This window comes from Polymorphospora sp. NPDC050346, from assembly GCF_040655695.1.
In the GTDB taxonomy this organism is placed as follows: Bacteria; Actinomycetota; Actinomycetes; order Mycobacteriales; family Micromonosporaceae; genus Polymorphospora; species Polymorphospora lycopeni.
In genome coordinates, this window is sequence record NZ_JBFAKM010000024.1 from 43,790 (window position 1) to 64,015 (window position 20,226).

Sequence of the window (20,226 nt, forward strand, 5' to 3'; positions counted from 1 at the left end):
CCGCCGTACCCACTTCCGGGCTGCTCACGGGCAGTTCCGTCGATCACTTCCGGCCGCCGGTGACGGCACCGCGCGGTACGGTGCGGCCGATGAGTGCCACCGAACCGGTCCGCCCGGCGGCGCCCCCCTCGGCCTGGGCGCCGCTGCGCGTCACCGCCTTCCGCAGCCTGTGGCTCGCCGTGCTCGGCAGCAACATCGGCGCCTGGATGCAGACCGTCGGTGCCCAGTGGCTGCTCGTCGACGAACCCGGTGCCACCACGCTCGTCGCCCTCGTCCAGACCGCGAGCATGCTGCCGGTCCTGCTGCTCGCCCTGCCGGCCGGGGCGCTCGCCGACACCTTCGACCGGCGGCGCCTGCTGATCGCCGTACAGGCGTTCCTGTTCGTGGTCGGCGTCGCCCTCACCGCCCTGACCGCCGCCGGCCGGATGCCGCCCGCCCTCCTGCTCGGCCTGACCTTCGCCCTCGGTGTCGGCCAGGCGCTGACCCTGCCCGCCTGGCAGGCCGTCATCCCCGAACTCGTGCCCCGCCCGCAGTTGCAGTCCGCGTCGGCGCTCGGCTCGATCAGCATCAACCTGGCCCGTGCGGTCGGCCCGGCGATCGCCGGCGTACTGGTCGCCCAGGCCGGCGTCGCGGTCGTCTTCGCGGTCAACGCGGCCTCGTTCCTGGTCTTCACGCTGGTGCTGCTGCGCTGGCGGGCACCGCGCCAGGCCGGCGGCGACCACCCGGAACGCTTCCTGGCCGCGCTACGCGCCGGCGGCCGATATGTACGGCACTCGCCGGTCGTCCGCCGCATCCTGCTGCGCGCCACCCTGTTCATCGTGCCCGGCACCGCGCTGTGGGCGCTGCTGCCACTGATCGCCAGCGTCCGTCTCGGGCTCGGTTCCAGCGGGTACGGGCTCCTGCTCGCCGCGCTCGGCGTCGGGGCCGTCGCCGGGGCGTTCGTGCTGCCCCGGCTGCGCGCCTGGCTGTCCGCCAGTCAACTGCTGCTCGCCGCCGGCCTGGTCTTCGGGGCGGCGCTGCTCGTCGTCGGCGCCGTACCCCGGCCGCTGCTTGTCACCATCGCCCTGGTGCCGGCCGGGATGGCCTGGCTGACCGTGCTGTCCAGCGTCAACGCGTCGATGCAACTGTTCCTGCCCGGCTGGGTACGCGCCCGCGGCATGTCGATGTGGCAGATCGTCTTCGCCGGCGGGCAGGCCCTCGGCGCACTCGCCTGGGGCGCCCTGGCCCAGGCCACCGACCTCGTCGTCGCGCACGTGGCGGCCGGCGCGCTGATGCTCGTCGGCGCCGCGACGGTCCGCTGGTGGCCGCTGCGCGAGGTCGGCCACCTCGACCGGGCGCCGGCCGTCTACTGGCCGGAGCCGCACCTCACCCCCGACCCCGACCGGCGGCTCGGCCCGGTCCTGGTCACCGTGACCTACCCCGTACAGCCCGAACGGGAGGCCGAGTTCGTCGCGGCGATGCAGTTCGTCCGCCGTTCCCGCCAGCGCACCGGCGCGACCCACTGGGGCCTCTACCGGTCCGGGGAGCGGCCGGACCGGTTCGTCGAGGTCTACCGGGTGTCGTCGTGGGACGAGCACCTGCGCCAGCACGGCGGCCGGATGACCGGCGCCGACCAGGCGGCCGAGGAGCGGGCGCGGGCCCTGGCCGACGGCGAGCCGGAGGTCACCCACCTGCTGCCGGCCCGGCCCGCCTGAAGGGGCGGCCGGACGGCCGCCGTGACGGGTCAGCCGAACAGCAGCGGCAGCAGGCCCATGCTGTTCACCGCGCCATGGACCACGATCAGCACCCACACGTTGCGGTAGCGGGCCCACAGGTAGCCGGTCAGCAGCCCGAAGCCGCCGTTCCAGGCCAGGATCACCGCGAGATTCTCCCCGAACGGGCCGTCACCGAACCGGTGCACGTGCATCGCGGCGAACAACAGCGCGGTCGCCACGATCGCCGGCCACCGGCCGAGCAGCACCTCCAGCCGGGTCTGCAGGAACACCCGGTAGAAGATCTCCTCCGTCACGCTCGCGGTCAGGAACGTGAACACCGCCGCACCGGCCAGCACCGCCGGGTCGTACGCCTCGTAGCCGGACATGTCCCGGTCGCCGGAGAGCGGACTGTAGTAGAGCAGGTATCCCCAGGCCAGCACGGCCGGCACCGCGCCGAACAGGTACCAGCGGCGGGGGAGCAGCGCCCGGTGCGCGGCGGCCGGGGACGGGGCCGGCCACCGGCGCAGCACCAGCCAGCTCACGCCGATCAGCAGGAGGACCTTGACCGGGCCGTAGAACAGCCCGCCGTCGGGCAGCGCGAAGACGACCACCGCGACCACCGGGAACACCAGCGCGATCAGGGTCAGCCCGACGGCCTGGCGGCGGTACACCGCCCGCTGGTCGGGGTCGATCGGCGGCAGGCCGGGCAGCCGGGGCGGGACGAGCCGGGTCAGCAGCATCGCGGCGAGTACGGGGACGACCACCGCGGCCAGCGGGATCGGACCGGCCTCCTCGTCGGCCGAGGTCCGCAGGTCGGTGCGGCCGGACAGCAGCAACACCACGGGTACGGCGGCGAGCAGCAGCAGACCGGCGGCGGTCAGCACCTTGGTACGCATGTTTCCAGCGTGCTGTCCAGGGAAGCCCGGAGAATCCCTCGGCGCGACGATCGTCGACTACATCCTTGGAGGGACCGCCCTGCCCGGTCCGGCGTGTCGAGTGCGCCAGCCGCAGACGATCACAGCCGGAGGGACGCCGCCTGCCCTGGGAGCCGGGTACTGCTGTCGCGCCGCCCCGGCGGGGTACTGCTGTCGCGGTCCACAGCGAATTCGGCGTAGCCACAGCGAATTCGCTGTGGCCGCCACCGCTCACCAGTCCCGGGCGGCCACCAGCTTCTCAGTGTCCGCGTCGCTGAACCCGTAGGCCGACGCCACGAACCGGAAGTCGCCCGCGATCTCCTCGCGCGCGACGGTCTCGATCTCGCTCCCCGCTGCCTCGAAGTCGGCCTCCAGCAGGTTGAACTCCTCCGTCGCCGCCTCCGTCAGCACGTACAGGGCGGCCAGGTCGGAAGGCCGCTCCGCCTCGATCCGCTCGCACAACCGCAGCAGGATCGCCCTGCCCCTGTCGACGACATGATCCGGAAAGTACGGGTCCGCATACATCCCGTGCAGAAAGTCATGCTCTGTCACCTGTTGATTCGTGACCGGCACGGTGCCCACATCCCTTCGACGCCTGGACGCGCCGATCATGCCCCACCCTCTCCGCGATCTTGCGGTTGTCTCCCCCATCTGCGGCTTTCGTCCGGCGACAAGTGCAAGATCGCGGCGTACGCGTGGGGGGCGGCACCGCGCGGTGCCGCCCCCCACGCGGGTGGAACGGGTCAGCGGCCGAATCGCAGACGGTTCCGCTTCGGCTTGCGCCCGAACAGGCGTTGAGCCTGGTCAGCCGCGTTGTGCATCAGCCGGGTCGCCTTCGACGAGCCACGCCGGGCCTCCAGCGTCTGGCTCACCTTCCGGACCCCGGCCGCCGCCACCGGAACAGCGACCGCGACGACCGCCCAACGACGTACCGCGTTGCGGATCATGACACCTGCTCCCTTCGCTCGCCGGCGTCATGATTCGAGCTGAGCGGGGTGATTCGCTCGCTCAGAACCCGCTCCCTTCGCTCGCTCATGACACCTGCCGTGCAGTTGGTTCGACGTGTCCTGACCGGTTGCGTACCCGGGACGGCGCCCGGCTAAGCGGAACCGCGCGACTTCGTGGTCCGCACCACGGGTCGGGAACGGCGGCTGTCGAGCACGACGACGAGCGGCCACAGCGCCTGGGCGCCGGCCGCCACCCGCTCGGCGAGGCCGGCGTACCCGCTGCCGCCGAGACCGGCGACGAACCAGCCGACCAGGGCCAGCAGCACCACGGCGGCGCTGACCGCGACCGCCGGGCGCAGCGTCGGGTGCCGGGGCGTATCCCGGCGGAAGCCGAGCGCCGGCCACAGGCCGAGGGCGCCGAACGCGACCGCGGCCGCCACCCCGTGCGCGGTCGAGGTGCCGGTCGCGGGTTGTGGGAAGGCGGCCACGAGTACGGTCGCGATCCCGCCCAGCGCGAGCACGCCCCGACCGGCGGCCGGCACCGGCCGCAGGCCGCACGCGGTGACGAGGTGGCAGATCCCGAGCCCGGCCAGCGCGACCGTCATGATCCAGCGGTCGGTGGCGCCGAGGGCGGCCAGTGCGCTGATCGTGCCGGTGGTCGGGTCGTAGCCCTGTTGCCGGCCGGCGGCGACGGTCCAGCCGCCGATCAGCAGGACCGGGGCCGCCGCCGACGAGGCAATCCCCCACCAGGGCACCGCGCACACCACCCCACCGTACGGCGGGGCGACCGGCCTGCCGCGGTGACGGTCGGGGGCGACGGCGCGGCGACGGCGGGGTGGTGGCGTGCGGACGGCGGGACGGCTGAGAGAATGCCGGTGCAGCCCGCAACAGTCGAAGGAGACGCCTGCCGTGATCCGTACCCATGACGCCGGCACCCTGCGCGCCACGCACGCCGGCACGACGGTGACGCTCGCCGGGTGGGTGGCCCGCCGGCGCGACCACGGCGGCGTGATCTTCGTCGACCTGCGCGACTCGTCCGGCGTGGTGCAGGTCGTCTTCCGCGAGGAGATCGAGACCGCCCACGCCCTGCGCAACGAGTACTGCGTACGGATCACCGGCCAGGTCGACCGCCGGCCCGAGGGCAACGACAACCCGGAGCTGGCGACCGGCGAGATCGAGGTGACCGCTTCCGAGTTGGTCATCCTGTCGGAGGCCGCCCCGCTGCCGCTGCCGGTCGACGACCACGTCGACGCCGGAGACGACGTACGCCTCAAGTACCGCTACCTCGACCTGCGCCGCAGCGGCCCGTCGCGCAACCTGAAGCTGCGGTCGCGGGCGAACCACATCGCCCGCACCGTGCTGCACGACCGCGACTTCCTGGAGATCGAGACCCCGACCCTGACCCGGTCGACGCCGGAGGGCGCCCGCGACTTCCTGGTCCCGGTCCGTCTCCAGCCCGGCACCTGGTACGCCCTGCCGCAGTCGCCGCAGCTCTTCAAGCAGCTCCTGATGGTCGGCGGCATGGAGCGCTACTACCAGATCGCCCGCTGCTACCGCGACGAGGACTTCCGCGCCGACCGGCAGCCGGAGTTCACCCAGCTCGACATCGAGATGTCGTTCGTCGTCCAGGACGACGTGATCGAACTCGGTGAGGCGATCGTCGGCGCGCTCTGGAAGGACCTGGCCGGCCACGAGATCAGCACGCCGATCCCGCGGATCACCTGGCACGACGCCATGGACCGGTACGGCTCCGACAAGCCCGACCTGCGCTACGGCGTGGAGCTGACCGAGCTGACCGACTACCTGCGCGGCACCGAGTTCCGGGTGTTCGCCGGTGCGATCGACGCCGGTGGCTACGTCGGTGCGGTGGTCATGCCGGGCGGGGCGGGCCAGACCCGCAAGGAACTCGACGGCTGGCAGGACTGGGCCAAGGCGCGGGGCGCCCGTGGCCTGGCGTACGTGGTCCTCGACGCCGAGACCGGCGAGCCGCGCGGCCCGGTCGCGAAGAACCTGTCGGCGGCGCACCTCGGCGGTCTCGCCGACGCGGTCGGCGCCAAGCCGGGTGACGCGGTCTTCTTCGCCGCGGGCGCCGACCGGCGGGACGCGCAGGAGCTGCTCGGCGCCGCCCGGATCGAGATCGCCAAGCGGGCCGGCCTGGTCGACGAGGGCGCCTGGGCGTTCTGCTGGGTCGTCGACGCGCCGATGTTCGAGAAGACCGACGACGGCGGCTGGACGGCGGTGCACCACCCGTTCACCTCGCCGAACTCCGACTGGCTGGACCGCTTCGAGGAGGCGCCGGACCGGGCGCTGGCGTACGCGTACGACATCGTCTGCAACGGCAACGAGATCGGTGGCGGCTCGGTCCGTATCCACCGGGGCGATGTGCAGCGCCGGGTCTTCGACCTGCTCGGCATCAGCCCGGACGAGGCCGCCGACAAGTTCGGCTTCCTGCTGGAGGCGTTCAAGTACGGCCCGCCGCCGCACGCCGGCATCGCGTTCGGCTGGGACCGGATCTGCATGCTGCTCGCCGGTGCCGACTCGATCCGCGAGGTGATCGCCTTCCCGAAGACCCGGGGTGGCTTCGACCCGCTGACCAGCGCCCCGACCCCGATCACCGCCCAGCAGCGGCTGGAGGCCGGCGTGGACGCCAAGCCCAAGCCCGCCGCCCCGGCGGCCGGCACCACGGGCGTGGCCGCCCCGGTGGAACCCTCCTGACGCCGAAGATCCGCGTGATCAGGGGCCGCGTCGCGCGTGTCGTCGGCGCGGCGTGCGTCGAACTCCCTGATCACGCGGATCACGGCGCGGTCGGGCGGGCGACGTGACACTGCTAGTCGTCGGCGCCACCGGGCTGCTTGGCGGCGAGGTGTGCCGGCAGGCGGTCGCCGCCGGCCGCCGGGTCGTCGGCACCCACCACCGCACCGCCGGTGCGGTGCCGGACGTCACCTGGACGCCGCTCGACGTACGGGACCGGTCCGCCGTGCTCTCCCTCGCCGGTCGGGTACGCCCGACCGCCGTGGTCAACACCGCCTACCGGTACGACGACTGGGCGGTCACCGCCGACGGGGCGGCCCACGTGGCGCTGGCCGCCGCGTCGGTCGGCGCCCGCCTCGTCCACGTGTCCAGCGACGCCATCCACGGTGGACGGTCCAGGCCGTACACCGACGACGAACCGCCCAGCCCGGTCTTCGCGTACGGGGCGGCGAAGGCGGCGGCCGAGACCGCCGTACGGCTGGTCGACCCCGGTGCGCTGCTGGTGCGTACCTCGCTGATCGTCGGCGACGAGAACAGCGAGCAGGTACGCCTGTGCCTGGCCGCCGCCACCGACGGCGGGCCGCGGCTGTTCGCCGACCAGATCCGCTGCCCGCTCGGCGTCGAGGATCTGGCGTCGGCGGTGCTCGAACTCGTCGACCACCCGGTCGCCGGCCCGCTGAACGTGTGCGGGCCGGAGGCGCTCAGCCGCGTCGAACTCGGTGTCCTGGTCGCCCGCCGCCACGGGGTCGACCCGGCGCGGCTGCGGACCGGCACCATCGCCTCGTCCGGGCGGCCGAGCCCGGCCGAGGTACGTCTCGACCCGGCGCGGGCGGTCGCCCTGCTGAGGACCCGGCTCCGGCCGGTGAGCACCTACCTGACCCCCGGCTAGCCCTCCCGGCCCGCCGGGCCGGCGCCCCGGCGGGCCTCCCGGTGATCCGCGTGATCAGGGAGTTCGCGCCCCGACCCGCGCGTCGTACTCCCTGATCACCGGGATCAGAGGGAGAGGGAGGTGCGGGGGAGGGCGCCCGTGTAGCCGAGCCGCCGGTAGAGCCGGATCGCGCCGACGTTCTCCACGTACACGCCGAGGCTCGCCCGCCCGTACCGGTCGACCAGCCGGCGGGTCAGCGCCGTGGTGAGCGCACCGCCCAGGCCCCGGCCCTGGGCGTCGCGGGCGACCGCGAGGGAGGCCAGGAAGCCGACGTCGCCGCGGCTGCGGTCGGCGCCGCAGGCGACCAGCCGGCCACCGGCGCGGATGCCGTACCAGCCGGCGACCCGCGCGTCGCCGGGCCGGGTGGTGCTGTCCGGAAGGACGTCGTCGAGCAGTTCGTCGATCGCGTCGTGGTCGGCGGCGGTGAGCGGCACCACCGCGTCCTCGCCGGGACACGCCGACGGTGGCGCCGCCGTGTCGAGGAAGAGCCACCGGCCGATCCGGGTGAAGGCCAGGTGCGGCGCCAGCACCGGCGTCGGCACGTCCGGCAGGTGCAGGTGCCGGGGGCGCGGCACCGGACCGTCCGACCCGGTCGAGGCGAAGAACCTGGCGGCCCGGACCCCGTCGCCGAGGGCGTACCCGACCGGTCCGCCCGGACCGGCGCCGAACCACACGACGGTGTCCGTACCGAGCCGGAAACCGGTGACGCCGCCGCCGGCCGGGTCCCCGGCGGTCGTCAGCCGTACGTAGGTGTGGTCGCCGGCCGCGGCCAGCACCTCGGCCCGCCCGGCCAGCGGTTCCCCGGTCCTGGTCACCGACCCACCGTACCGACCGGGTCCGGCCCGCCCGGCCCGACGTCGTGCCTGATCACGGTGGTCGATGCGGCGGCGGAGATTGGCGGCGGTCGCCGCTGGGTACTTCCGGCGCCGACCCACTGGGAAACCCCCTCTCGGAGGAAATGTCATGTTCGCCATCGCCGCGGCTGTGGTCTTCGGTTTCGCACTGCTCCTCGACCTGCTGAGCACCGACTTCGGTGCGCCCGACCTGTTCAACTGGAACACCCTCGTACTCATCGGACTGCTCCTGGTCGCCCTGCATCTCGGCGGGGCCGGCGCCGGCGGCCGGCGGTGGAGCCGCCGAGGTCGCCGCTGACGGCCGTTCGCAGGTCACCGGCCCGGCTTCGGCGTCTTTTCGGCGCCTGTCGCCGGGCCGGTACTGTCTTCGTGATGGAGCCCGACGGTCTTTTCCCGCTCGCCGACCCCGGTGGCCCGCGCGGTGCGCAGCCCGGTGCCGGCGACGGGTTCACCACCCCGGGCGCCGACTCGCCGCTGCCAGTCCGGATGCGACCGGCCACGATCGACGAACTCGTCGGCCAGCAGCATCTGCTCGCGCCGGGGTCGCCGCTTCGGCAACTCGTCGGCGGCGCCGCCCCGATGTCGGTGATCCTGTGGGGGCCGCCCGGCTGCGGCAAGACCACGATCGCGCACCTGGTCGCGGCGGCGACCGACCGCCGGTTCGTGGCCATGTCGGCGCTGTCGGCCGGGGTCAAGGACGTCCGGGCGGTGATCGACACGGCCCGCCGCCAGCGTCGCGCCGGCGGCCCGCCGACCGTGCTGTTCATCGACGAGGTGCACCGCTTCAGCAAGACGCAGCAGGACTCGCTCCTCGCCGCCGTCGAGGACCGTACGGTGACACTGCTGGCGGCGACCACCGAGAACCCGTACTTCTCGGTCATCTCGCCGCTGCTGTCGCGGTGCGTGCTGCTCACCCTCCAGCCGCTCGACGACGCCGCGGTCCGCGACCTGCTGCGCCGCGCCGTCACCGACGGGCGCGGCCTGGCCGGCGCCGTCACCCTGGCGCCCGAGGCCGAGGACCACCTCGTACGTCTCGCCGGCGGCGACGTACGCAAGGCACTGACGGCGCTCGAGGCGGCGGCCGGCTCGGCGGCCGCGACCGGGGCGGCCGAGATCGACCTGGCCACCGCGGAGCGCGCGGTCGACGTGGCCGCCGTGCGCTACGACCGCGACGGCGACGCGCACTACGACGTGACCAGCGCCTTCATCAAGAGCATGCGGGGCTCCGACGTCGACGCGGCACTGCACTGGCTGGCCCGGATGCTGGTCGCCGGCGAGGACGCCCGGTTCATCGCCCGGCGCATCGTGATCTTCGCCAGCGAGGACGTCGGGATGGCCGACCCGACCGCGCTCAGCGTGGCGACCGCCGCCGCGCACGCGGTGGAATACGTCGGCCTGCCCGAGGCGCAGCTCAACCTCGCCCAGGCGGTGATCCACATGGCGACCGCACCGAAGTCCAACTCGGCCACCTCGGCGATCGCCGCCGCGATCGGCGACGTACGGGCCGGCCGGGGCGGGGCGGTGCCGCGGGCCCTGCGCGACGGCCACTACGCCGGCTCGAAGGGGCTGGGGCACGGCATCGGCTACCGCTATCCGCACGACGACCAGCGCGGTGTCGTGACCCAGCAGTACGCCCCGGACGAGCTGGCCGGCGTCGACTACTACCGGCCGACCGAGCACGGCGCGGAGCGGCCCGTCGCGGCCCGGCTGCCGGTGCTGCGCCGGATCGTGCGCGGCCTGCCGCCGCCCGCCCGTGGTCCCGCGCCGGCGACCGCCGGGCGCACCGCCGAGGCACGGCGTGACCCCGGCACCGACGGCTCGGCGGCCGTGGCCGGCGGGTCCGCCGGTGACGGCCCGCCGCGGGCCACGCCCATCGACGGACCGCCACCCGCCGGGGAGCCACCCGCCGGGGAGCCGCCCGCCGGTGCCGCGCCGGCTGCCGCCGACGAGGTGGCGGTTCCCGCCAATGGTGTGGCGGCCAGGAACGATCCGGCGGGCGGGCAGGCCCGGCCCGGCAGCACATCCGACGACGACGGCAGGACCCCTGCCGGGGAGGCTCACCAGTGAGATCGCGCGGTTCCGAGCGGCCCGAAGACGGCTCCGACGAGGGCCGGGACGCCCGGCCCAAGGGCCGGCGGTGGGGTCGTAACCGGCCCGAGCCGGCCGAACCGGAGCAGGTGTCCGGCGAGGAACTCGGCTGGATCGCCGACCTGCGGACGGCACGTGAGCAGCGCGCCGACATCGGCCCCGGCGGCGCCGAACCGACCGGCCCGCGGGGTGGCGCGCCCGAGCCCTTCCCCGGCGACCTGCCACCCGCCGCCCGGCGGGGCGAGGCGGCCCCCGATTCCCGGTCCGAGCGTGGCGAGCCGGCCCCCGATCGCCGGTCCGCCGCCGGTCCGGCGCCGGCCGGCCGCGCCGCCCCGGACCCGGATGCGACCCGGACGTGGTCGATACCGCCGGGATCGATACCGCCGGGATCGATGCCACCCGCGTCGGCGCCACCGGCCCGGCCCGGCGATGGACCGGCGCACCCCGATGCCCGGCGTGCCGCGCCGGCTGATCCTCGACAGGCCATGCCGACCGACCCTCGGCGTCCCGACCCGGCTGATCCTCGACAGGCCATGCCGACCGACCCTCGGCGTCCCGACCCGGCTGATCCCCGGCAGGCCATGCCGACCGACCCCCGGCAGACGGCTCCGGGCGCTCCTCGCCAGGCCGACCCCCGGCAGACGGCTCCGGGCGCTCCTCGCCAGGCCGATCCCCGGCAGACGGCGCCGGCCGATCCCCGGCAGGCCGGTCCGGCCGGCCCGCCGCCGGGCACCGGCGCCTGGCCGCCGACCGCCGCCCGGCCCGGTCCGCCGCCGGGACCGCCGCCCGGTCGACCCGCCGCCGAGCCGGGTACGCAACCACCCGCCGGCCGGGCAGTGCCGCCGACCGGTCCGGTGCCGCCGCCCGCCGCCGAGGGGCCCGGAACGCGGTCCGGTGGCTTCGTGCCGCTGCGGGCCGCCGGCACCGACCCGGACGGAACCGGACCGGTCGTACCCAGGAGCGGCAACGCCCCACCGGTGCCGCCACCCGCTCCTCCACAGCAGACCCCGGGTGCCGCCCGGCCACCGGCCGGGCCCGGGCCACGGGGCCGCGAGATACCCGACTTCGAGGCGGGTCGCGAACCGTTCGACGCGTTCCGGCGGGCCGAGCGCCCGCCGGCGGACGAGCCGACCGGCGGCGGGCGCCGTCGGGCCCCCGAGCCGGACGGCGGGGGCGACGCCCCCACCGCCGGCTGGCCGCAGACGCCCGCCCGCGGCGGGCCCGGCGGGCCACCGCCGGGAATCGCCGGTCCGGCCGGCGGCCCGGTACGCCCCGAAACCCGGCCCGGGCCACCCCCCGGCGACGCCCGGCCCGACGACCGGCCCGGCGACCCCCGTGCGGCCTATCCGGGCCGGCCCGGCGACCGCACCGGCGATATCGCCGGAGGCCGGCACGGTGACCGGACCGGTGACATCGCGGCGGGCCGGCACGGCGACCGCACCGGCGACGTCCTCGCGGACGGTACGGGGCGGCGGGGGGACCGGACCGGCGACATCCGCGGCGGCGACGTCCCGCCGGCCGGACGCGTCCCGGTACGTCCCGCCGAGCCGGGTACCGGTGCCCGCCCCCCGTCGGCACGCGTACCCGGGCACGCGCCCGCACCCGACGGGGCGACCGACCGGCGCGGGACGGGAACGGCCTCGGTGCCGCCGCCGCCCGGCACCGCGGCGGTGCCCCCGCCGCCCGGCGGTGCCGCGATTCCGCCGCCGGTCGGCGGCGCGCCGGGAGCGGCCGGCTCAGCCTCGGTCGTGCCGCCCGCCGGGACCGCACCGGTCCGGCCCCCGGCCGGTAGCGCGTCGGTACCACCCGCCGGTAGCGCGTCGGTACCACCCGCCGGTAGCGCGTCGGTACCACCCGTGGGGGGCGCGGCCGTACCGCCGGCCGGTAGCGCGGCCGTACCGCCCGCCGGCCGGTCGACCGTCGGCCCGCCACCGGCCGACCGGACCGCGTCCGCGGCGCCGGTCCCACCGCACGCCCGGCCGGCGCACGGTGAGCCGCACCGGCCGTACCCGGGGGAACCGGCCGCCGACGACCGGGCGCGCCGGTCCGAACCGGCCCCGCCCGGTGCCGGCCCGGTGCCGCCGGCCGAGGGTCCACCCCGCGCCGCGGCGGTGGTCCGTGCCGCGGCCGTGCCACCCCCGCCCGGTCCGAACAGGCCCGGCTCGGACCGGCCTGGCCCCGACCGGCCCGGTCCCGACCACCCCGGTCCGAACAGGCCCGGCCCGGACCGGCCTGGCCCCGACCGGCCCGGTCCCGACCGGGCGGGCCCCGACCGGCCTGGCCCCGGCGGACGGCCGGACGGGCCCGCGCCGGTCGACCCCGGTGCCTTGACGTCGCTGATCTCCACGGTGCCGCCGCTGCGTACGGCGTCCGCCCCGGTCCGGCCACCGGCCGGTGACCCGGCAGCCGGCCGGGCGGCCCCGCCCGGCTCCGCCGTCGCCCGGCCCGACGACCCGGCGCTGCGGGGGTACGCCCCGCCGGCCGACCGGGACGGCGGATTCGACGACGACGAGGACGGGGACCGCCCCGGGGCCCGGCGGCCGGGAGCCGGCATGTTCCGGGGCGCCCGGTCGGAGATCCGCCGCCAGATGCGGGAGCAGCGGCGGCTGCGGCTGGCCGCCCTGATCATGGTCAGCCTGCTGGTGCTCGGCGCGCTGCCGCTCTACTTCGGTATCCGGGCGGCGACCCGCGACCCGGTCTTCAGTTCCCTCGACGCGCTCGCCGTGCCGGCGTGGGCGTCGACGTCGGTGCAGGACGGGGTCGACGGCAGCCGGTGGTGCTTCATCGAGTGCCGGTTCCGGGAGCGGACCGTGCAGTCCGAGCGCGGCTCCGAGGAGACCGCGACGGTCTACGAGAAGGCGCTCACCGACGACGGCTGGCGGCCGTGGACGCCGGAGTTCTGCCCGGACCAGCCGGTCGAGGGGAGCTACACCTGCTGGCGGCGCGACGAGCTGACGCTGGACCTGTGGGTACGCGAGCCACCCTGTGCGGTGGAGCAGCCGGCGGTGGAGCCCGACCTGCTGCCGACCGGTGAGCCGGGCACCGACCCGAATCCGCAGGAGTCGGAGGAGCCGGCGGCCGAGGGCTGCACCGGTTCGGTGGTGACGGTCAAGGTACGTAACGCGATCGCCGACGAGCGCACCGGACCGCAGCCGAGCACCGATCCGTCGCTCACCGGCGAGGACCCGGACCCGATCTTCACCGACGATCCACTTCTGGACCTGACACCCTCCCCGTCGTGAGGCCGGGAGCCGTCACGGACGGTAGGGTCTGCACGTTGGCGCAGAGAGGGCGTCGGCGCACCGGACCCTCCGTCCGGTAGCGACACCCCCGACAGTGGACGGCACGGCGCGCCGACGATCACGCTTCGGTTGAGGAGGACACGCGTGGACGGTGGACAGATCGCGGCTTTGATCGCGGCCGGGGCGTTTCTGATGCTCGTACTGGTGCTCGCGGTGCCGATCCTTCGGCTGCGGCACACGGTCGACGCGGCCACCCGGACGATCAACGATCTCAACGAGCGCACCGCGCCGCTGCTGGGCAACGTCAACAGCACGGTGGAGAACGTCAACGTCGCGCTGACGCAGGTGCACACCTCGCTGGACGGGGTGAACATCCAGCTCGCCAAGATCGACACGATGACCGGGCACGCCCAGAACGTCACCGCGAACGTCGCCAACCTGGCCACCGTGGTCTCGGCCGCGGCGGCCAACCCGCTGGTCAAGGTCGCCGCGTTCGGATACGGGGTACGCAAGGCGGCCTCCGCCCGGCGGCAGGCCGACGAGGATCGCGAGGTCCGCGCCACCCTGAAGCAGCAGCGGCGGGCCGCCAAGCGCGGCAACCGCTGATCCCGCCGCACCCCACGGCTCGGCACGAGGAAGGAAGAGGCAATGAAACGGTTGCTGTGGTTGGGCGTCGGGCTCGCCGTGGGGGCGGTGGTGGTCCACAAGCTGACCCGCAAGGCACACTCCTACACCCCCGGCGGCATCGCCGAGTCGCTGTCGGAATCCGCTGGCGGTCTCGTCGCGTCGCTGCGTAGCTTCGTGGACGACGTACGCGAGGGCATGGCCGAGCGTGAGCTGGAGATCCACCAGGCGTTCGCCGACGGCGTGCTCTACGAGGACGAGTTCGCCGACCTGCGCGACGACGAGCGGATCGGCGACCGGCACATATTCCCGGAGGAAGGCAAGCGATGAAGACGGCGGAGATCAAGCGGCGGTTCCTCGCGCATTTCGAGGCGAACGGGCATGCCGTGGTGCCGTCGGCTCCGTTGCCGGCGATCGATGATCCGAACCTGTTGTTCATCAACGCCGGGATGGTGCAGTTCGTACCGTTCTTCCTCGGGCAGCGGTCGGCGCCGTACACGCGGGCCGCGAGCGTGCAGAAGTGCATCCGTACGCCCGACATCGACGAGGTCGGCAAGACCAGCCGGCACGGGACGTTCTTCCAGATGAACGGGAACTTCTCGTTCGGTGACTATTTCAAGGACGGCGCGATCCCGCTCGCCTGGGAGCTGTCCACGAAGCCGGTGGAGCAGGGCGGGTTCGGGCTGGACCCGGAACGGATCTGGGCGACGGTCTACCTCGACGACGACGAGGCGTACGAGATCTGGCGCCGGACCGGCGTGCCGACCGAGCGGATCGTGCGGCGCGGCAAGAAGGACAACTTCTGGTCGATGGGCATTCCCGGCCCGTGCGGCCCGTGTTCGGAGCTGTACTACGACCGGGGTCCCGCGTACGGGCCCGACGGCGGTCCGGAGGTCGACGAGGACCGGTTCCTGGAGTTCTGGAACCTGGTGTTCATGCAGTTCGAGCGGGGTCCGGGCACCGACAAGGAGAACTACCCGATCCTGGGCGACCTGCCGGCGAAGAACATCGACACCGGCATGGGCCTGGAGCGGATGGCGTCGATCCTGCAGGGGGTCGACAACCTGTACGAGATCGACGAGGTCCGGCCGATCCTGTCGCGGGCGGCGGAGCTGACCGGCACCGTCTACGGGGCGAGGTCCGGCACGGTGGCCAGCGAGTCGCATCCGGACGACGTACGGCTGCGGGTGATCGCCGACCACGTCCGGACGTCGCTGATGCTCATCTCCGACGGGGTGACCCCGTCGAACGAGGGCCGCGGCTACGTGCTGCGGCGGATCATGCGGCGGGCGATCCGGGCGATGCGGCTGCTCGGCTGGCAGGAGCGGGCGCTGCCCGAGCTGCTGCCGGTGGCGCGGGACTGCATGGCGCCGTCCTATCCGGAGGTCGCCGAGGAGTTCGACCGGATCTCGCAGTACGCGTACGCGGAGGAGGACGCCTTCCTGACCACGCTGCGGTCGGGGACGACGATCCTGGACACGGCGGTCACGGCGACGAAGGCGGCCGGCGGCGACACGTTGTCGGGCGAGAAGGCGTTCCAGCTCCACGACACGTACGGGTTCCCGATCGACCTGACCCTGGAGATCGCGGCGGAGCAGGGCCTGCGGGTCGACGCGGACGGCTTCCGGCGGCTGATGGCCGACCAGCGGGCCCGGGCGAAGGCCGACGCGCAGGCGCGCAAGACGGGGCACGTCGACCTGTCCGCCTACCGCACCGTCCTCGAGGACGGCGGGCCGGTGGAGTTCACCGGCTACAGCGAGGTCACCCGCGAGTCGCGGGTGCGCGCGCTGCTCGGTGGCGGCGGCCGGCGCGACGTGGCCGGCGAGGGCGAGACGGTCGAGCTGGTGCTGGACACCACCCCGTTCTACGCCGAGGGCGGTGGTCAGCAGCCCGACCTCGGCCTGATCACGGTCGGCGGCGGCCAGGTCGAGGTGCTCGACGTCCAGTCGCCGGTGCCCGGCCTGATCGTGCACAAGGTACGGGTGGTCCGCGGCGAGGTACGCGCCGGCGAGGCCGGCTACGCCGAGATCGACATCACCCGGCGCCGGGCGATCTCGCGGTCGCACACCGCGACCCACCTGGTGCACCAGACGATGCGCAACTTCCTCGGCGAGTCGGCGACCCAGGCGGGTTCGCTGAACGCGCCGGGCCGGCTGCGGTTCGACTTCAACACCCCGGGCGCGGTGTCGGCGAGCGTGCTGCACGATGTCGAGCAGCAGGTCAACGAGGTGCTGCTGCGTGACCTGGAGGTCAACGCGTTCATCACCTCTCAGGAGGAGGCGCGCCGGCTCGGTGCGATGGCGCTCTTCGGCGAGAAGTACGGCGACGAGGTGCGGGTCGTCGAGGTTGGCGACTACGCCCGCGAGCTGTGCGGTGGCACGCACGTGTCCCGGTCCGGGCAGCTCGGCCTGGTCAAGATCCTGTCCGAGTCGTCGATCGGTTCCGGCGTACGCCGGGTCGAGGCGCTCGTCGGTATCGACGCGTTCAGCTTCCTCGCCCGGGAACACCTGCTGGTGGCCCGGCTCGCCGAACTCTTCCGGGTGCCGGGCGACCAGGTCGCCGACCGGGTGCAGCAGACGGTGACGCAGTTGCGCGACGCCGAGCGGGAGCTGGAGAAGTTGCGCGCCCAGCTGGTGCTCGGCGGGGCGGCGGCGCTGGCGGGGCAGGCCAAGGACGTCCGGGGCATCGCCTACGTCGGCACCGAGGCGCCCGAGGGTGCGGCCGGCAACGACGTACGGACCCTGGCGCAGGAGATCCGTGGCAAGGTCGATCCGGCCCGGCCGGCGGTGGTCGCGGTCGCGGCCCGGTCCGGGGGCAAGGCGTCGCTGGTGGTGGCGGTCAACGCCGCCGCCAAGGGGCGGGGCGTGGCAGCGGTCGACCTGGTCAAGGGCGCGCTGTCCGGCCGGGGCGGCGGCAACGCCGACCTGGCGCAGGGTGGCGGTGTGCCGGCGGCCGAGGCGGCCAACCTGCTCGCCGCGGTCGAGCGGGCGGTGGCGGAGGTAGGCTGATCCGGTTTCCGACGTGCGGCCCCGGCGGCCGTACGGGTTTGTCTTGAGCAGTGTCGATCAAGGGCTCGCCTGCCCGATCCGGGACCCCCGGAGCGGACGGCGAGCCCTTGATCGCGTGAAAGGGTCTTGATGAGCGGCTTCCAGCGCGGGGTACGCCTCGGCGTCGATGTCGGGCAGGTGCGGGTCGGTGTCGCCATCTGCGACCCCGACGGCATCCTGGCCACGCCACTGGTCACTTTGCCCCGTGATGTCACCACAATTGATGGCATTCCAACCGATATTTCGGAACTTGCGCGACTGGTAGCGCTACACGAAACGCCCGAAGTGGTGGTCGGGCTGCCGGTGACACTCTCGGGTGGAAACGGACCGGCGGCAATCTCCGTCCGTGCCTACGCCGACAAACTGGCCGAAGTCATCGCGCCGGTGCCGGTACGCCTGGTGGACGAGAGGATGTCTACGGTCGTCGCAACCCGTAGGCTGTCCGAGCGTGGCGTCCGGGGGAGGCGGCAACGGGCGGTCGTCGACCAGGCGGCCGCGGTGGAGATCCTGCAGAGCTGGCTAGATGCGCAGCGGAGGCGGATGTGATGATCGACGAGTTGGATTCCGCGTTTGACGAACGCGACGAGGGCAGGGGGCGTCGCCGGCGCGGAACGCGGCGCCGCAAGAGCGGTCGGGGCAAGACCGCCGCGGCCTTCCTGGTCGTCGTCGTGCTTCTCGGCGGACTCGCGGGCGGTGCCTGGTACGGCTTCGACCGCATCTCCGGCTACCTCTCCACCCCGGACTACCCCGGCGGCGGCAGCGGCGAGATCGTCGTCGAGGTCATGTCCGGCCAGACGATCGCCGAGATCGGCAACACCCTGGTCACCGCCGGTGTGGTGAAGAGTTCGAAGGCGTTCGTCGAGGCGGCCGAGGCCAACTCGCGCAGCCAGAACATCCAGCCGGGGCACTACAAGGTGCGCAAGGAGATGAACGCGGCCTCCGCACTCAGCCTCCTGCTCGACCTGACCAACAAGATCTCCAACAAGGTCACCATCCCCGAGGGGCGGACCGCCAAGCAGATCTACAAGCTGCTGGCAGAGGCCACCGACATCCCGGCGGAGGAGTTCGAAGAGGCGGCCAAGGACCCGCTCAAGCTCAAGGTGCCCGACTGGTGGTTCACCCGCAACGACGGCAAAGAGGTCACCATGTCGTCGGAGGGCTTCCTGTTCCCCGACACCTACGACCTCGATCCCGACGTGACCGCGCCGGAGATCCTCCAGATGATGGTCAACCGGTTCCTCAGCGTCACCGGCGAGATGGACTTCGCCGACAAGGTCCAGGCCGAGCGGGGCGGCATCAGCCCTTACGAGGCACTGATCGTGGCATCGCTGGCCCAGGCCGAGGCCGGCAACGCCCAGGACCTCGGCAAGGTCGCCCGGGTCGCCTACAACCGGGTCTACAGCGGCACCTTCCCGTGCAGCTGCCTCCAGTTCGACGTCAGCGTCAACTACTACTGGGAGCTGACCGGCAAGCCGACAAAGGCGTCGAAGGACATGACGACGGCCGAGCTCCAGGACCCGAAGAACCCGTACAACGTGCACACCAAGGCCGGCCTGCCGCCCACCCCGATCAACAACCCGGGCAAGCTCGCCCTCGAGGGCGCGCTCAACCCGCCGGCCGGCAAGTGGCTGTTCTTCGTGGCGGTCGACAAGCAGGGCAACTCGGAGTTCGCCGAGACGAACGCCGAGCACGAGCGCAACATCCAGAAGGCCCGGGAGAACGGCGTACTGTGACGGTCTCCTCACGTCGCGCGGCGGTGCTGGGCAAGCCCATCGCCCACTCCCTCTCGCCGGTGATCCACAACGCCGGCTACGCGGCGGCCGGGCTGACCGACTGGTCCTACATCGCGATCGAGTGCGCCGAGGCCGAACTGCCCGACCGGCTGGCCGCCTGCGGCCCGGAGTGGGCCGGGTTCTCGGTGACCATGCCGTTGAAGGAGGCGGCGCTCGCCGTGGCCGGCGCCGCCTCCAAGGTCGCCGTCGCGGTCGGCGCCGCCAACACCCTCGTCCGCCGGCCCGACGGCTGGTACGCCGACAACACCGACGTGCCCGGCATGGTCGAGGTGCTGCGCGGCGCCCGGGTGGCGCCCGCGCCGGCCGTGACGGTGCTCGGCGCCGGCGGCACGGCCCGGGCGGCGCTGGCCGCCGCGGCCGAACTCGGCGCCCCGACGGTCACCGTCGTCGCCCGCCGGGCGGCGGCGGTCGACGAACTGCGGCCGGTCGCCGAGGCGCTCGGCATCGGACTGGCCACCGGCGCCTGGCCCGACGCGGCCGCCCACCTCGAATCCGACGTGGTCATCTCCACCGTGCCGAAGGGCGTCGCCGACCCGCTGGCGGCCCACGCGTCGTGGCGACCGGCGACCGTCCTGTTCGACGCGATCTACGACCCGTGGCCGACCCCGCTGGCAGAGTCGGCGGCCGCGGCCGGCTGCCCCGTGCTGTCCGGCCTCGACCTCCTGCTGGCCCAGGCGGTCGGCCAGTTCGAGCAGTTCACCGGGGTCACCGCACCGGTCGACGCGATGCGGGCGGCCCTGCGGGCCGCCCGCTGACCGTCCGGCGCGACGCTCCGTCTTCCGCGCACCGGTGGGTGCCCGGGGACGCCATCCCGGTCGGGGCCGGCGTCCCCGGGGAACCAGGGCGGCGCAACGGCCTCAGCAGCGCATCGTGCTGGTGCTGGAGGTCACGCTGACGTAGGACTCGTGCACCCAGCCCTGCTGGGAAGTGCCGACCCGCTGTACGTGCCACCACTGCGAGCTGCCGTTGACGAAGTCACCCGTCGCCCAGCAGTGGTGGGTGATGGAGACGTTCGACCACTGCCCGTACGCCGTGCAGCTCGTGTGCGGGCCGGTGCGGTAGTTGACGTTGGTTCCGGAGATCGTTCCGGTGAACCAACTCTTGTCGCTCCAGGACTGGGGACAACTCAGTAGCACGTCGGCCGACGCGGTTCCGGCCGTGACGCCGGACGTCCCCGCCACGAGCGCCAGCAGCACGAAGATGCGGGCCGCGGTGCGTGCGAGTCGCCGGGGGTGCTCTCGCTGTCGCTTCAAGGCGCCTCCAGACATCGAGATTCATGGATGTCAGTATCTTACGGGCTCGAGGGTGGTCCCGCCGCCCCGGCCGGAGACGGCGGGACCACGT

18 protein-coding genes are annotated in these 20,226 nt (G+C 74.0%); 12 read left to right on the forward strand and 6 right to left on the reverse strand.

Annotated features, from left to right (window positions below; genetic code table 11):
- Positions 1-89 precede the first annotated feature (89 nt).
- The gene (locus AB0I42_RS23430) at positions 90-1,694 is read left to right on the forward strand and encodes an MFS transporter (protein ID WP_357539985.1); all 1,605 of its coding nucleotides are present in this window, start codon (positions 90-92) and stop codon (positions 1,692-1,694) included.
- A 29-nt stretch (positions 1,695-1,723) separates the two neighbouring features.
- Here AB0I42_RS23430 and AB0I42_RS23435 read toward each other — a convergent pair whose 3' ends face one another.
- From AB0I42_RS23435 to AB0I42_RS23450, 4 genes are all read right to left on the reverse strand, one after another.
- Entirely contained in the window at positions 1,724-2,590 is an 867-nt protein-coding gene (locus tag AB0I42_RS23435) for a CPBP family glutamic-type intramembrane protease (protein ID WP_357539987.1), read from the reverse strand.
- Between the two features lie 249 nt (positions 2,591-2,839).
- Positions 2,840-3,220, reverse strand: coding sequence for a DUF5713 family protein (locus AB0I42_RS23440; protein ID WP_357539989.1), 381 nt, complete (start codon positions 3,218-3,220; stop codon positions 2,840-2,842).
- A gap of 131 nt (positions 3,221-3,351) precedes the next feature.
- Positions 3,352-3,555: a hypothetical protein gene (locus AB0I42_RS23445; RefSeq protein WP_357539991.1), complete on the reverse strand. Its 204-nt coding sequence runs from the start codon at positions 3,553-3,555 to the stop codon at positions 3,352-3,354.
- Between the two features lie 152 nt (positions 3,556-3,707).
- Positions 3,708-4,319 carry a DUF998 domain-containing protein gene (locus AB0I42_RS23450; protein ID WP_357539993.1) on the reverse strand — a complete coding sequence of 204 codons (612 nt, stop codon included), beginning with the start codon at positions 4,317-4,319 and terminating at the stop codon, positions 3,708-3,710.
- A gap of 145 nt (positions 4,320-4,464) precedes the next feature.
- Between AB0I42_RS23450 and aspS the strand changes: the two genes are divergently transcribed.
- Both aspS and AB0I42_RS23460 read left to right on the forward strand, forming a co-directional pair.
- Positions 4,465-6,270 (forward strand): aspartate--tRNA ligase, encoded by a 1,806-nt coding sequence (gene aspS, locus AB0I42_RS23455; protein WP_357539995.1) that lies wholly within the window; start codon positions 4,465-4,467, stop codon positions 6,268-6,270.
- Positions 6,271-6,373: 103 nt separating this feature from the next.
- The gene (locus AB0I42_RS23460) at positions 6,374-7,195 is read left to right on the forward strand and encodes a sugar nucleotide-binding protein (protein WP_357539998.1); all 822 of its coding nucleotides are present in this window, start codon (positions 6,374-6,376) and stop codon (positions 7,193-7,195) included.
- A 104-nt stretch (positions 7,196-7,299) separates the two neighbouring features.
- On the opposite strand, the gene AB0I42_RS23465 is transcribed toward AB0I42_RS23460, so the two are convergent.
- On the reverse strand, positions 7,300-8,049 hold the full coding sequence (locus AB0I42_RS23465; protein ID WP_357540000.1) for a GNAT family N-acetyltransferase: 750 nt from the start codon (positions 8,047-8,049) through the stop codon (positions 7,300-7,302).
- Between the two features lie 148 nt (positions 8,050-8,197).
- Between AB0I42_RS23465 and AB0I42_RS23470 the strand changes: the two genes are divergently transcribed.
- The 9 genes from AB0I42_RS23470 to AB0I42_RS23510 all read left to right on the forward strand — a co-directional run bounded on the left by AB0I42_RS23470 (position 8,198) and on the right by AB0I42_RS23510 (position 19,637).
- A complete protein-coding gene (locus tag AB0I42_RS23470; protein WP_357540002.1) occupies positions 8,198-8,386 on the forward strand; it encodes a hypothetical protein in 189 nt (62 codons plus the stop codon).
- Between the two features lie 74 nt (positions 8,387-8,460).
- Positions 8,461-10,155, forward strand: coding sequence for a replication-associated recombination protein A (locus tag AB0I42_RS23475; protein ID WP_357540004.1), 1,695 nt, complete (start codon positions 8,461-8,463; stop codon positions 10,153-10,155).
- A 2,573-nt stretch (positions 10,156-12,728) separates the two neighbouring features.
- Positions 12,729-13,418, forward strand: coding sequence for a hypothetical protein (locus tag AB0I42_RS23480; protein WP_357540142.1), 690 nt, complete (start codon positions 12,729-12,731; stop codon positions 13,416-13,418).
- A gap of 144 nt (positions 13,419-13,562) precedes the next feature.
- Complete coding sequence (locus tag AB0I42_RS23485) at positions 13,563-14,024, forward strand: DUF948 domain-containing protein (RefSeq protein WP_357540006.1); 462 nt, start codon at positions 13,563-13,565, stop codon at positions 14,022-14,024.
- A gap of 42 nt (positions 14,025-14,066) precedes the next feature.
- The gene (locus tag AB0I42_RS23490) at positions 14,067-14,372 is read left to right on the forward strand and encodes a hypothetical protein (RefSeq protein WP_357540008.1); all 306 of its coding nucleotides are present in this window, start codon (positions 14,067-14,069) and stop codon (positions 14,370-14,372) included.
- Entirely contained in the window at positions 14,369-17,050 is a 2,682-nt protein-coding gene (gene alaS, locus AB0I42_RS23495) for an alanine--tRNA ligase (RefSeq protein WP_357540010.1), read from the forward strand. Before AB0I42_RS23490 ends, alaS begins: the two co-directional genes overlap by 4 nt.
- A 129-nt stretch (positions 17,051-17,179) precedes the next feature.
- Positions 17,180-17,635 carry a Holliday junction resolvase RuvX gene (ruvX, locus tag AB0I42_RS23500; RefSeq protein WP_357540012.1) on the forward strand — a complete coding sequence of 152 codons (456 nt, stop codon included), beginning with the start codon at positions 17,180-17,182 and terminating at the stop codon, positions 17,633-17,635.
- Entirely contained in the window at positions 17,635-18,822 is a 1,188-nt protein-coding gene (gene mltG, locus AB0I42_RS23505; protein WP_357540014.1) for an endolytic transglycosylase MltG, read from the forward strand. Before ruvX ends, mltG begins: the two co-directional genes overlap by 1 nt.
- Positions 18,819-19,637, forward strand: coding sequence for a shikimate dehydrogenase (locus AB0I42_RS23510; RefSeq protein WP_357540016.1), 819 nt, complete (start codon positions 18,819-18,821; stop codon positions 19,635-19,637). Before mltG ends, AB0I42_RS23510 begins: the two co-directional genes overlap by 4 nt.
- A 102-nt stretch (positions 19,638-19,739) precedes the next feature.
- Here the strand turns inward: AB0I42_RS23510 and AB0I42_RS23515 are convergent, their stop codons facing one another.
- Positions 19,740-20,135 carry a hypothetical protein gene (locus AB0I42_RS23515; RefSeq protein ID WP_357540018.1) on the reverse strand — a complete coding sequence of 132 codons (396 nt, stop codon included), beginning with the start codon at positions 20,133-20,135 and terminating at the stop codon, positions 19,740-19,742.
- Positions 20,136-20,226 lie beyond the last annotated feature (91 nt).